Origin of the sequence: Arenivirga flava, from assembly GCF_030161575.1 — a bacterium.
Lineage (GTDB): Bacteria > Actinomycetota > Actinomycetes > Actinomycetales > Microbacteriaceae > Arenivirga > Arenivirga flava.
Map to the genome: position 1 here is coordinate 897,297 of NZ_BSUL01000001.1, position 13,355 is coordinate 910,651.

Annotated in this window: 8 protein-coding genes and 2 pseudogenes; 2 read left to right on the forward strand and 8 right to left on the reverse strand. The window is 71.4% G+C overall.

Features of this window, described 5'->3' with window-relative positions; genetic code table 11:
- Positions 1–19: 19 nt before the first annotated feature.
- Positions 20–1,159 carry an alkaline phosphatase family protein gene (locus tag QQK26_RS04435; RefSeq protein ID WP_284230433.1) on the reverse strand — a complete coding sequence of 380 codons (1,140 nt, stop codon included), beginning with the start codon at positions 1,157–1,159 and terminating at the stop codon, positions 20–22.
- A gap of 3 nt (positions 1,160–1,162) precedes the next feature.
- Between QQK26_RS04435 and QQK26_RS04440 the strand changes: the two genes are divergently transcribed.
- Complete coding sequence (locus tag QQK26_RS04440) at positions 1,163–3,652, forward strand: DNA gyrase/topoisomerase IV subunit A (protein ID WP_284230435.1); 2,490 nt, start codon at positions 1,163–1,165, stop codon at positions 3,650–3,652.
- Positions 3,653–3,756: 104 nt separating this feature from the next.
- On the opposite strand, the pseudogene QQK26_RS04445 reads toward QQK26_RS04440, so the two are convergent.
- Positions 3,757–5,834, reverse strand: a pseudogene (locus QQK26_RS04445) (DNA gyrase/topoisomerase IV subunit B).
- 203 nt (positions 5,835–6,037) lie between these two features.
- Here QQK26_RS04445 and QQK26_RS04450 point away from each other — a divergent pair.
- Complete coding sequence (locus tag QQK26_RS04450; RefSeq protein ID WP_284230438.1) at positions 6,038–6,268, forward strand: DUF7455 domain-containing protein; 231 nt, start codon at positions 6,038–6,040, stop codon at positions 6,266–6,268.
- A gap of 84 nt (positions 6,269–6,352) precedes the next feature.
- Here the strand turns inward: QQK26_RS04450 and QQK26_RS04455 are convergent, their stop codons facing one another.
- The 6 genes and pseudogenes from QQK26_RS04455 to QQK26_RS04480 form a co-directional block, all read right to left on the reverse strand.
- Positions 6,353–7,354, reverse strand: a complete 1,002-nt coding sequence (locus tag QQK26_RS04455) for an epimerase (RefSeq protein ID WP_284230440.1) — start codon at positions 7,352–7,354, stop codon at positions 6,353–6,355.
- A gap of 24 nt (positions 7,355–7,378) precedes the next feature.
- On the reverse strand, positions 7,379–8,116 hold the full coding sequence (locus QQK26_RS04460; protein ID WP_284230441.1) for a type 1 glutamine amidotransferase: 738 nt from the start codon (positions 8,114–8,116) through the stop codon (positions 7,379–7,381).
- Positions 8,113–9,411: a Mur ligase family protein gene (locus QQK26_RS04465; RefSeq protein WP_284230444.1), complete on the reverse strand. Its 1,299-nt coding sequence runs from the start codon at positions 9,409–9,411 to the stop codon at positions 8,113–8,115. The genes QQK26_RS04460 and QQK26_RS04465 overlap by 4 nt, the downstream gene beginning before the upstream one ends.
- Positions 9,404–10,755: pseudogene (locus tag QQK26_RS04470) on the reverse strand (RNA polymerase sigma factor). The gene QQK26_RS04465 and the pseudogene QQK26_RS04470 overlap by 8 nt, the downstream one beginning before the upstream one ends.
- A 223-nt stretch (positions 10,756–10,978) precedes the next feature.
- Positions 10,979–12,307 carry an MFS transporter gene (locus QQK26_RS04475; protein WP_284230448.1) on the reverse strand — a complete coding sequence of 443 codons (1,329 nt, stop codon included), beginning with the start codon at positions 12,305–12,307 and terminating at the stop codon, positions 10,979–10,981.
- Between the two features lie 19 nt (positions 12,308–12,326).
- Entirely contained in the window at positions 12,327–13,256 is a 930-nt protein-coding gene (locus tag QQK26_RS04480) for a proteasome assembly chaperone family protein (RefSeq protein ID WP_284230450.1), read from the reverse strand.
- Positions 13,257–13,355: the final 99 nt, after the last annotated feature.

Here is a 13,355-nt window from a genome sequence, read left to right on the forward strand (position 1 = left end):
CGAGGCTGAGCGGAGGCGGTCAGCGGCGGGCGAACGCCCCGAACCGCAGGAGCGGCACTCTGGTCTCCTCCGGCGTCCATGAGCCGTGCTGCCCGATCATGGCCCTGCCCTGCGCGGTGCTCGTACGGCCGTCGTAGTAGGCGACGAGGCCCCGGGCGGCGACCAGCACGTCGCCGATGCGGGGCAGGACGGCCGCATCGACCTCGCCGAACCAGCCGGCATCCAACGCCTCCTCCCGCGTCACGATCCAGGCCCGCTTGCCCTCCCGGCGGCGCCACGCCTCCACCAGCGCATCGCGGTCGGCGCCCGGCTCGAGGTGCAGCTGCAGGCAGCGCGGGTCCCCGGCGACGTGCCGCACCCCGGCGACGAGGTCATCGTGCGCGTCGATGAGCATGTGCGACGAGGCCGGCACGTCGAGCACGCCGTGGTCGGCCGTCACCAGCAGTCCCTCGTCCGGACCGAGGCCGGCGGCGAAGCGTCGCACCGCGGCGTCCAGGGTCTCCAGCTGGTCCGTCCAGCGCCCGGACTCCCATCCGCTCGCGTGCGCCGTCATGTCGAGCTCGGGCACGTACAGGTACACGACGCCGGGCCGCCCCTCATCGAGGATGCGACGGGTGGCGGCGAAGCGCTCGTCGAGCGACTTGGCCGCGTGGTAGTCGGCGCCGCGGAGCACCGCCGCCGTGAATCCGCTGCTCGCGTACTTCGGCGGTCCGACGATGCTCGCCCGCAGCCCGTCCGCGGCGACCCGCTCGAAGACGGTGGGCAGGCGCTGCCAGGTCGCGGGATCCAACCGCGCGTCCCATCCGCTCAGCTGGTTGACGACCCGGTCGTGCGACCCGTCGAGCACGGTGTAGCCGACGAGCCCGTGCCGCCCCGGAGCGGCGCCGGTGCACAGGCTCGCGAGCGCGGCCGCGGTCGTGGTCGGGAAACCGGAGTGGATGACGTCGCGCTTGCTCATCGCCCCGGCGAGCGTGCGCGCGTGTCCCGAGCGGATGCGCAGCGCTGCGGCGCCGAGCCCGTCGACCAGCAGCACCACGGCCTGACGCGCGGAAGGGAGCTCGAGAGCGTTCGGCTCCCCCGCGATCGCCGCACGACACGCCGGCAGCACGTCGGCCAGGGTGAGAGCCGCGTCGGGGGCCGTCGGTAGCATGGTGGGCATCCCATGAACCCTACCCAGAACCGCCCTGCCGGCCCTGTCGGCGACGAGGAGCGCATCCTCGACGTCGACGTCTCCGACGAGATGCAGGGCTCCTTCCTCGAGTACGCCTACTCCGTCATCTACTCGCGCGCGCTGCCCGACGCGCGCGACGGGCTCAAGCCGGTGCAGCGTCGCATCCTCTACCAGATGACCGAGATGGGACTGCGGCCCGATCGCGGGCACGTCAAGAGCGCCCGCGTCGTCGGCGAGGTCATGGGCAAGCTGCATCCGCACGGCGACACGGCGATCTACGACGCGCTCGTGCGCCTGGCGCAGAGCTTCGTCCAGCGCGTGCCGCTCGTCGACGGGCACGGCAACTTCGGTTCGCTCGACGACGGCCCGGCCGCCTCGCGGTACACCGAGGCGAGGCTCGCGGCCCCCGCGCTGGCGCTCACGGACGGGCTCGACGAGGACGTCGTCGACTTCGTGCCCAACTACGACAACCAGCTGCAGCAGCCTTCGGTGCTGCCGGCCGGGTATCCGAACCTGCTGGTCAACGGCACGACGGGCATCGCGGTGGGCATGGCCACCAACATGGCGCCGCACAACCTCGTCGAGGTCGTGGCCGCGGCCGTGCACCTGCTCGAGCACCCCGACGCCACGGTCGAGGAGCTCATGCGCTTCGTGCCCGCTCCGGATCTGCCCTCGGGCGGCACCATCGTGGGCCTCGACGGCATCAAGGATGCGTACACGACCGGGCGCGGCAGCTTCAAGACCCGCGCGCGCGTGTCCATCGGGCCGATCACGGCCCGCAAGACCGGCATCACCGTCACCGAGCTGCCGTACCTCGTCGGCCCGGAGAAGCTGATCGAGAAGATCAAGGACGGCGTGCAGTCGAAGAAGCTCTCGGGCATCTCGGACGTCAACGACCTGACCGACCGCAGGAACGGCCTCAAGCTCGTCATCGGCATCAAGACCGGGTTCAGCCCGGAGGCGGTGCTCGAGCAGCTCTACCGGTACACGCCGCTCGAGGACGGTTTCAGCATCAACAGCGTGGCGCTGGTCGACGGGCAGCCCCGCACGCTCGGGCTCAAGGAGCTGCTGCGCGTCTACCTCGACCACCGGCTCCAGGTCGTCACCCGGCGCAGCGAGTACCGCCTGGCCAGGCGCCGCGAGCGCCTCCACCTCGTCGAGGGCCTCCTCGTCGCGATCCTGGACATCGACGAGGTCATCCAGGTCATCCGCACCAGCGACGACGCCGAGGCCGCGCGCACCCGGCTCGAGGACGTGTTCGACCTGAGCCGGCTGCAGAGCGAGTACATCCTCGAGCTGCGGTTGCGGCGGCTCACCAAGTTCAGCCGCGTCGAGCTCGAGGCCGAGCGCGATCAGCTGCTCGCCGACATCGCGCAGCTCGAGGCGCTGCTCGCCTCACCCGCGCTGCTGCGTCGCTCGGTCGGCGATGAGCTCGAGAGCATGGCGGAGCGCTTCGGCACGCCGCGGCGCACCCTGCTCACCGAGGCACGACCGCAGCCGGCGGGCGCCTCCCGCCGGGCCGCCGCCGCGTCCCTGGAGATCGCCGACGCGCCGTGCCGCGTCCTGCTGAGCACGACCGGCCGGCTGCTGCGCGTCGATCTCGGCGACGAGCCCGGCGTGCCGACGCCGGCCAGGCGGAGCAAGCACGACGCCATCCGGTCCGAGATCGCCGGCACGACCCGCGGCGAGCTGGGCGCGGTCACGGACCGCGGCCGCCTCATCCGCTTCTCCCCCGTCGACCTGCCCGCGGCCCCCGTGCACTCGGTGCAGCTGGCCGCGGGCGTCAAGGTCGGCGACTACCTCACGCTCGAGAAGAACGAGCGCGTGATCGCCCTCGTCGACTTCCTCGCGGACGCGCCGATCGCCGCCGGCACGGCGCAGGGCATCGTGAAGCGAGTCGCCCCCGGCGCCTGGCCGAACCGGCCGGACTTCGAGCTCATCGCGCTGAAGAGCGGCGACGCGGTGGTCGGCGTCGGCCAGGGCCCCGACACCGACGAGCTGGTCTTCCTGACCTCCGACGCCCAGCTGCTGCACTTCCCCGCTGGGTCCGTGCGACCGCAGGGCGTGGCCGCGGGCGGCATGGCCGGCGTGAAGCTCGGCGCGAACGCACGGGTGCTCTTCTTCGGCACGGTCGATCCCGCCGCCTCGCCCGTCGTCGTCACGGTCAGCGCGAACGATGGAGCCCTGCCCGGCACCGATCCGGGCCGAGCCAAGGTGAGCGACTTCACCGAGTTCCCCGGCAAGGGCCGCGCGACCGGCGGCGTGCGCTCGCACGCGTTCCTGCGCGGCGAGGCGGGGCTCTCCCTCGCCTGGGTGGGCATCGCGGCCCGAGCGGTGGGCGCCGACGGCTCGCAGCGGATCCTGCCCGTCGGCGGATCGCGGCGCGACGCCTCCGGCACGCCGCTGCAGGGGGTCGTGCACTCGATCGGCACGGGCATCGGCGCGAACGCCCCGGTTGCCGACGGTTCGCCGGTCGACTGACGAACGCGGCGCTCCGGCCCGGCCGCAGTTCGCCGACTCTCGCGCGTCATCCGACGCCGCAACCGGGCGGAGGAGGAGGGGGTCAGGCGCTGGTGCCGCGTGGCTCAGACATCGATGCGCTCCCGGTCGAGGCCCTCGCCGGCGGTGATGAACTCCTTGCGCGGTGCCACGTCGTTGCCCATGAGCAGTTCGAAGACCCGGGCGGCGTTCTCGGCGTCACCGATGTTCACCCGGCGCAGCGTGCGGTGACGACGATCCATCGTCGTCTCCGCGAGCTGGTCCGCGTCCATCTCACCGAGGCCCTTGTAACGCTGGATCGGATCCTGGTAGCGCCGCTTCGAGCGGTCGAGCTGCTTGAGCACGCCCTGCAGCTCGGCCTCGGAGTAGGTGTAGACCGTCTCGTTCGGTTTGGAACCCGGATTTATGATGACGACCCGGTGCAGCGGCGGCACGGCCGCGAAGATGCGACCGGCCTCGACCATCGGACGCATGTAGCGGAAGAAGAGGGTGAGCAGCAGCGTGCGGATGTGCGCCCCGTCGACGTCGGCATCGCTCATCATGATGACCTTGCCGTAACGCGCCTGATCGACCTCGAAGCTGCGTCCCGACCCGGCACCGATCACCTGGATGATCGAGGCGCACTCGGTGTTCGAGAGCATGTCGCTGACGGACGCCTTCTGCACGTTGAGGATCTTGCCTCGGATCGGCAGCAGCGCCTGGTACTCGCTGTCGCGCGCGAGCTTGGCGGTGCCCAGCGCGCTGTCGCCCTCCACGATGAACAGCTCGCTGCCCTCGGTCTCCTTCGACCTGCAGTCGACGAGCTTTGCGGGCAGGCTGGAGTTCTCGAGCGCGTTCTTGCGCCGCTGCGTCTCCTTGTGCGCCCGGGCGGAGATGCGGGACTTCATCTCGGCGACGACCTTCTCGAGCACGAGCGCGCTCTGCGCCTTGTCGTCGCGCTTCGCACTGGTGAAGCGCTCCGCGAACTGCTTCGCCACCGTGTTGGCGACGATCGCGCGCACCGCGGGGGTGCCGAGCACCTCCTTGGTCTGGCCCTCGAACTGCGGCTCGGGCAGGCGCACGGTCAGCACGGCGGTCAGCCCCGCGAGCGCATCCTCTTTCTCCACCTTGTCGTTGCCGGCCTTGAGCTTGCGCGCGTTCTTCTCGACCTCGGCGCGCACGAACTTGAGCAGTCCCGCTTCGAAGCCGTTCTGGTGGGTGCCGCCCTTCGGGGTGGCGATGATGTTGACGAAGCTGCGGAACACGGTCTCGTAACCCTGGCCCCAGCGCAGTGCGAGGTCGACCTCGCACTCGCGCTCGACCTCGGTCGACACCATGTGCCCGTTCTCCTGCAGCACCGGCACCGTCTCCTTGTACGCACCGGTGCCCTGCATCCGCCAGGTGTCGGTGATCGCCGCATCGGGTGCGAGGAAGTCGACGAATTCGCTGATGCCCCCGTCGAAGCGGAACGACTCGCGGGCGTGCTCCTCACCGCGACGGTCGTCGATCTCGATGCCGAGGCCCGGCACGAGGAACGCCGTCTGGCGTGCACGGGCGATGAGGTCGTCGAAGCCGAAGGCCGCGCCCTTGGTGAAGATCTGCCGATCCGCCCAGTAGCGGATGCGCGTACCGGTCCTGGCCTTGGCCACCTTGCCCACGACCCGCAGCTCGCTGCCGGAGACGAAGGGCGTGAACGGCGCGTCGGGGTCGGTTCGCCGGCATCGGCGAAGATGCCGGGCTCACCGCGGTGGAAGCTCATCGCGTACGTCTTGCCGTCGCGGTCGACCTCGACGTCGAGCCGTTCGGAGAGGGCGTTGACCACCGATGCGCCGACGCCGTGCAGACCACCCGAGGCGGCGTAGGAGCCGGAGCCGAACTTGCCACCGGCGTGCAGCTTGGTGAAGACCACCTCGACGCCGGTCAGGCCGGTCTTCGGCTCGACGTCGACCGGGATGCCGCGGGCCCGGTCGCGCACCTCGACGCTGGAGTCGGGGTGCAGCACGACCTCGATGGAGTCGCCGTGCCCGGCGAGCGCCTCGTCGACCGAGTTGTCGATGATCTCCCAGAGGCAGTGCATGAGGCCGCGCGAGTCGGTCGAGCCGATGTACATGCCCGGACGCTTCCGCACCGCCTCGAGGCCCTCGAGCACCGAGAGATGGCGTGCGGAGTAGTCGGAGCTGGCCACGGGTGTCGTTCCTCCAGGGGTTCGGCGGTGCTGCCAGCCTACTGATCGCCACCGACACGGCCCGGCTCCGACACCCGAGCGCCCGCGGGCCTTTCTGCCCCCAGCGAAACGTCACGCAAACGACGCATCCCCGGGCCGGCGGCATGCTGTACTGGTCGCCAACGAGTTCCCGAACTCCCGAGTCGCGCGAAGGAGACCCTCCCATGTCCCAGATCACCACTGAGAACAGCGCCATCGACGAGGTCGTGGGCGGCTACCAGCTCTCCGCACTGGACCGCTGCGACAGCTGCGGCGCGCAGGCCTACGTGCGCGCCACCCTGGCGAGCGGGGAATTGCTCTTCTGCGCCCACCACGCCAAGGAGGTCCGCGCCAAGATCGAGCCGATCGCGCTCGAATGGCTGGACGAGTCCGCGCGCCTCCTCGAGGACGCCTGACCCGAACGCTCTCCGAGGGCCCGGACGCTGCGGCGGCCGGGCCCTCGGTCGTTCAGCTGGGGCGTCCTGCGCTCGATGGACGACTCATCCCGCCCCACGGACGAGCGACGAGCGCAGGGCCTCCTCGAGCGAGGTGTGCTGGAACGCGTATCCACCGGCGAGCAGCCGCTCGGGATGCACCCACCGGCTCTTGAGGATCAGCTCCGGCTCGGTGCGCAGCGCCCACATCGCCGGCTCGAGCATCCATCGGTGGGCCGGAAGGCCGAACGGTGCGCCGACGCTGCGCCGCAGGGCCGCCATCAGGGCGCGATTGTCGCTCGCCTCCGGCGCCGCGACGTTGACGACGCCGTCGAGCGATGCGTCGCGCATGCAGTGGCGCACGATCCCGACCATGTCGTCGACGTGCACCCAGCTGAAGCGCTGGCGCGCCCCGCCGGTGCGCCTGCGGTCGGCCGTGCCGTGCCGGCGCTCCCCCGAGGTCGTGATGCCGTCGAGCCGCCCGCCACCGGGCCACGGGCCGTGGAACTGCGGCCCGCCGAGGCCGAGGCGCGCGAGCCGGGCGAGCAGTCGCGTGGCCGGCCCGTCGCCGCCGAGCACGATGGACATCCGCAGGGCGACCTTGCGGGTGCGCGGCGTGTCGGCGGCCGCGAACGCCGCCTCCCAGTGCCGGGCCACGTCCACCGAGAAGCCGGAACCGAGCTCGCCGTCGACCTCGGTCATCGCGCGGTCGTGCGCATCGCGGTAGATCGTGCCCGTGCTCGCGTTGAGCCACACGGCGGGCGGCGCATCGACCGAGGCGATGGCCTCGCCGAGCTCCCGGGTGGTCTCGAGACGGGACCGCAGCACCTCGCGCCGGTTCGCCTCCGTGCAGCGGCAGTTCACGCTCTTCCCGGCGAGGTTGACCACGACGGCTGCGCCGTCCACGAGCGAGCGGATGCGGTCCGTCTCGCCCCAGCGCGCATCCGGTCCGCTGCGACCGATCCGGACGACCCGATGGCCGTCGGCCTCGAGCGCGGAGCCGAGATGGCGCCCGATGAATCCGCTCGCACCGGCGAGCACGGCCACGGGTCGTCCATCCCCCTGCATGCGGACGAGCCTAGCGCGGCGGGCTCAGGCGTCCGGACCGAGCCCGGTGCCCTGGAGCAGCGTGCGGCGCGTCTCGAGCGCGAGCAGGTCGACGCGCTCGTGCTCGGCCGTGCGGGAGTAGTGCAGTCCGGCCCGCTCGGCAGCCAGGCCGGCGAGGTGATCGGCGAGCAGCGGGTTCACCGCGAGCACCGGTCCGTGCAGGTAGGTGCCGATCACGTTGCCCTGATGCACGCCCTCGGCGCGCCCGATGCGGTTGCCGGAGCCGAGCACGATGGTGCCGAGCGGTGGCACGCCGGCACCGAGGTGCACGGTCGCGCCCTGGTTCTCCACGCCGACCAGGCGTCCGAGCGGGCTGTCGACCACGTAGCTCTTGCCGACGTGACGCTTCGCGCCCAGCTCGACGCGCAGGTCGACGAGACCGGCGCCCGGGAGCACGCCGCCGTCCTCGAGGCGCAGCTCCGAACCGAGCATCTGGTAGCCGCCGTTGACCGCGAGGAAGGGCACGCCGTCGGCGGCCCACGCCCGCAGGGTCGGGGCGATGCGTGCGAGGTCGGTGGCGATCGCGCGCTGAGCCGAGACCGGTCCGTGACCCAGCGTGACCAGGTCGGGAGCGTCGCTGGGCAGCTCCTCGCCGAGATCGTAGGTCACGACCTCGGCATCGATGCCGGCCCACCCGAGGCGGGTGCGCAGCACGAAGCCGTTGCCGGTGTCGCCGTTCACGTTGAGGTGCTGGGCGAAGAGCTCGAGGATCGTCAGGCTCATGCGGAGCCGGCCTCCAGATCGCGGTAGCCCAGGTGGCGGCGCGCAGCCATCATCTGGTCGTGGTCGAGGAAGAAGGTGCGCGTGCCGCTGGTCGGCCGAGGCGTCGCCAGCACGTGGTCGAGGGCCTTGCCGATGTCGGGCTCGACGAGCCCGACGGGGATGCCGAGGTAGCCGAGGCGCAGCGCCATGAACGAGGCCTTCGGTCCCGCCACGGCCTCCACGCGCTCGAGCTTCGAGAAGTCCGCCGAGTAGAGCCACGACGGGTCGTAGCTCGACTCGTCGTACGCGATCAGCACCGACTCGGGGGCCGCCTCGAGGAAGTCCATGTTGAGCTGCAGGCTCGCCAGGTTCTTGTTCATGAGGATCTCGATGTCCCCGTTCGCGTGCGGGATGACCTCGCCGCGGCCGTAGACCGGCGCGACCTCGTCGATGCCGCGCTTCGCCGCATCCGCTCGGAATCCGTCGCCGAGCGCCGCTCGGGCGAGCTCGATCGCCGCGGCCGCGTCGACCGCGTAGTGCAGTCCTCGAGAGGGCAGCCGGACGGATGCCTCGTCCGCACCGATGCGCAGGGTGGCCTCGGCGCCGCGCTGCGCGAGCACCTCCACACCGACCTCCGGGCGGGACCCGAGCGCCCTGCCGGAGCCCTCGGCGGCGAAGTCGCGGGCCGCGACCAGGCCGTGGGGCGCCGCGGCGTAGGCGACCTCGGAGGCGCCGAACCAGCTGATCGACAGGTCGTCGCGCCCGGCGGCCTCCTCGCCGAACCCGCGCACGAAGGCGTCGTCGGCGTTGAGCACCAACGGTCCCCCGACCTCCGCGATGATCGCGCGGAACATGTCGGCGACCCGGTCGGGCTCGTGGAAGCGGTAGATCTGATCGACGACGAGGTTGAGGATCAGCGATCCCTTCGGCTGCAGTTCCCGCGCGAGCACCGCGCCGTAGCCCTCGTCGACCTCGAGCACCGCGATGTCGGCGTCGACACGGCCGCCGAGCGAGGCGGCGCCGATCAGCGAGGACGCGATGCCCTGGGGCATGTTGGCACCCGAGTTGTTGGTGAACACCCGCAGACCGTGGGCGCGCAGCACGCTCGTGAGCATGTTGGTCGTCGTGGACTTGCCGTTCGAGCCCATGACGAAGAGCACGCCGTAGGGCAGCGATCCGGCCAGGCGGCGGTTGATGTCCGGGGTGATGCGCCGGGCGACGAAGCCCGGGAACGCCGAACCGCCGCCGCGCAGCCGGCTCGCGATCCGGGCGAGCTTGGCGACGGCGACGGTCAGCGCGGTGCGCGGATCACTCAAGGTAGTCGCGCAGCGACTGCGAGCGGGACGGGTGGCGCAGCTTCGCCATCGTCTTCGACTCGATCTGACGGATGCGCTCCCGGGTCACCCCGAACGTGTCGCCGATCTGGTCGAGGGTCTTCGGCATGCCGTCGCCGAGACCGAAGCGCATGCGGATCACGCCCGCCTCGCGCTCGCTCAACGAGTCGAGCAACGACTCCAACTGCTTCTGCAGCATCGTGAAGCCGACCGCGTCAGCCGGGACCACGGCCTCGGTGTCCTCGATGAGGTCGCCGAACTCGCTGTCGCCGTCCTCGCCGAGCGGGGTGTGCAGCGAGATGGGCTCGCGCCCGTACTTCTGCACCTCGATGACCTTCTCCGGGGTCATGTCGAGCTCGCGGCTCAGCTCCTCGGGCGTGGGCTCGCGGCCAAGGTCCTGCAGCATCTGGCGCTGCACGCGCGCCAGCTTGTTGATGACCTCGACCATGTGCACCGGGATGCGGATGGTACGGGCCTGATCGGCCATCGCGCGCGTGATCGCCTGGCGGATCCACCACGTCGCGTAGGTCGAGAACTTGAAGCCCTTGGTGTAGTCGAACTTCTCGACGGCGCGGATGAGGCCCAGGTTGCCTTCCTGGATCAGGTCCAGGAACTGCATGCCGCGGCCCGTGTAGCGCTTGGCGAGCGAGACCACGAGGCGCAGATTCGCACCCAGCAGGTGGCTCTTGGCGCGCTGACCGTCCTTCGCGACCCAGGAGAGCTCGCGCCCGAGGGTCGAGCGGATCTCGTCCTTGCCCATCGAGGAGAGCTTCTCCTCGGCGAAGAGGCCGGCCTCGATGCGCATCGCCAGCTCGACCTCCTCCGCGGCGTTGAGCAGCGCGACCTTGCCGATCTGCTTGAGGTAGTCCTTGACCGGGTCGGCCGTGGCGCCCGTGATGGCGGTCGAGTAGACCGGCACGTCGTCGTCCTCGTCATCGGCCTTGAGCACCAGGGCGCCCTTGGGCAGCACGATGTCCTTGACGGGCTCCTCGGAGTCCTTCTCGGCGCCCTCGTCGGCGACCTCGGGGGTCTCCGCAGCGTCGTCGGCCTCGACCTCGACGACGGGCTCCTCGCCGTCGTCGTCCTCCTCCTCGGCCTCGGGCGCGCTCGCCTTCGAGCGGGTGGACTTGCGGGGGCCTTCTCGGCGGACGCGCCCTTCACGGTCGTCGCCTTCGCCGCGGGTGCCTTCTTCGCCGGCGCCTTCGCGGCGGTCGTCTTCTTCGCAGCAGCCGCCTTCTTCGCAGCGGTCTGGCGCGCGGGGGCCTTGGCGGGCTCCGCGGCCTCGGTGGTCTCGTCCACCGTCGTCGTCGTGGTCCGGGCTGCCATGCGAACACCTCTTCCGTTCGTCGTCACGCCCGGAGGCCGACTCGGGTCGGCGCCGTTTCCGGGCAGTATGAGGACCCATGTCAAGTCCCCCTGCGAGCACCGATCCCGCCTGAGCGGTTCGGATGAGGAGGGCCCGAACGGGTCCTTCCTCTCATTGTCGCACAGTCCCCTCCTCCCGACGAATCCGCGAGCGCGTGTTCGCCCAGCGCGAGCACCGCCCCGATCAGCCCTCGGAGCGTCGTCGCCACGCCCGCGCGACGGCCCGCCAGAGCGGAGCGACCTCGATGCCCTCGCTCTCGCGCATCCGCTGCCGCGTGCGGCGCCGGGCCCGCAGCAGCATCACGACGCCGAAGCCGACGACGACGTACTGCACGAGGAAGGCGAGGCGGAACGAGTCCCAGGCGAACAGATCGGATGCGCCGCCGGCGGCGACGCGGGCGCGGTCGACGAGGTCGAGGACGAGGCCGATGGAGTACATCATCACGAAGCTCGCGAGGAAGCCGCCCACGTTGACCACACCGTTGGCGGAGCCGAGGCTGCGCAGCGGGTTGAAGGTGCGCGCGAAGTCGAAGCCGATGAACGAGCCCGGCCCGCCGACCCCGATGACCACGATGAGGACGACGAGCATCCACAGCGGCGGCTCCTCCGGCCAGGCGAGCGTCGCCGCCCACGCGAGTGCGAGCGCGACGACGATCCCCAGCACGAGGTTCGACCTGCGCATCGGGTAGCGCGCCGTCAGGATGCCGAGCAGCGGACCGCTGAGCACCCCGGAGACGACGAGCAGCGTGAGCATCGCCGCCGCCTCGCCGCGCGTGTAGCCGAGGCCGATCAGGAACGGGGTGCCCCAGAGGAGGGCGAAAACGGTGCCGGAGGACTGCGTCACGAAGTGCGACCAGAAGCCGAGCCGCGTGCCGGGACGGCGCATGGCCTCGACGACCGAGCGTCCCGCCTCGCGCAGCGTGGTCGCGCGGTCGATCTCCGGCGCATCCGGCGCCGCGTTGGCCACCACGAGCAGCACGACGAGGAGCGCGACGAGCGACAGCGCCCCAGCCACGGCGAAGGACCAGGTCCAACCGACGCCGTGCAGCGCCCAGGCGAACGGCAGGGCCGACAGCAGCTGGCCGAGCTGGCCGACGTTGCCGGTCCACTGCGAGAGCTGGGGCAGCACCCGTCCGGAAAACCAGTTGGTGAGCAGGCGGATGACGGAGATGAAGATCATCGCGTCGCCGACGCCGACGAGCACCCGGCCGATGACGGCCACCGGGAACTCGGTCGCCAGGCCGATGGTGATCTGCCCCGTGCCCAGCAGCGCGGACCCGGTCACGATCAGCGCCTTCGGGCCGACCCGGTCGAGCAGCACGCCGACGGGAACCTGCATGCCGGCGTACACCACGATCTGCAGGACGGCGAGCGTCGAGAGCGCGGATGCGGAGACCGCGAAGCGCTCGGTCGCATCGACGCCGGCCACGCCGAGCGATGAGCGCTGGAGCACGGCCAGGACGTAGGCCGCGACGGCGGCACCCCAGACGGACCAGGAGCGAGCGGAGTTCATGGAGCGGGATGCGCGGGGTTCACGCGAGCGGGGGCTCGCCGTCGTCGTCGCGCCGGCTCGCCAGGAAGCGCTCGAGCTCGGCGGCGATCTCGTCGGCGCTCGGCAGGGCCCCGTCCTCGTCGGTGAGCGGCGAGCGCAGCGGCGAGGCGTTCTGCATGTAGTCGTCGTGCCGCTCCTCGAGCGTGCCGACGAGCCGCGAGAGCTCGCTGTTGTCCTCCACCTGATCGTCGACCTTGGCGAGGTACTCGCGGTCCTCGTCGCGCAGCAGGTCCGTCGGGAAGACGAGCCCTGTCGCCGCGCTGACGGATTCGAGCGCCGCGACCGCCGCTCCGGGGTTCTCCGTCTCTGCGAGGTAGTGCGGTACGAGCAGCACGAGGCCCGCGGTGGGGTGCTGCAGCTCCTGCAGCCGGTACTCGACCAGCTGCAGCGCGTTGCCGGGCACCTGGCTGCGCGGACGCCAGACCGACAGCGCATCGGCGAGCTCGCGCCGGTTGCCGCTGACGGTGATGCCGATCGGCCGCGTGTGCGGCACCGGCATGGGGATGGCGTGCACCCAGGTGGTCGTCGACACGCGGTAGCGGTCCACGATGCCGACGATGGCGGCCGCGAAGCGCTCCCACTGGAAGTCCGGCTCGAAACCGGTCAGCAGCAGGAAGGGGTGCCCGAGCTCGTCGACCACCAGGTCGAGCGCGAGCCTGGCCGGCGCGTAATCGGTGAGGCGGTCGCCGTCGAACGTGAAGATCGGCCGGCGCGCCCGGTAGTCGAGCAGCGCGTCGTTGTCGAAGACGAGGACCTCGCTGTGCTCGAGGTGCTCGAGGAGGTGCTCGGAGATCTGACCGACGACGGAGCCGGCGTCGGTGAAGCCGGTCAGACCGGCGACGAGCGGCAGCCCTTCCGGCACTCCGTCGAGACCGTCGGCGAGGTCGTACAGACCTGAGGGATCGAGCATGCCGTCCAGCCTAGGGCGACGCGCTCGGCCTCGCGGCGCGGGTGCGAGCGCCGACAGCGAACAGGCGCGCGGCGCCCCGCCGGCCGCTCGATAGGGTTG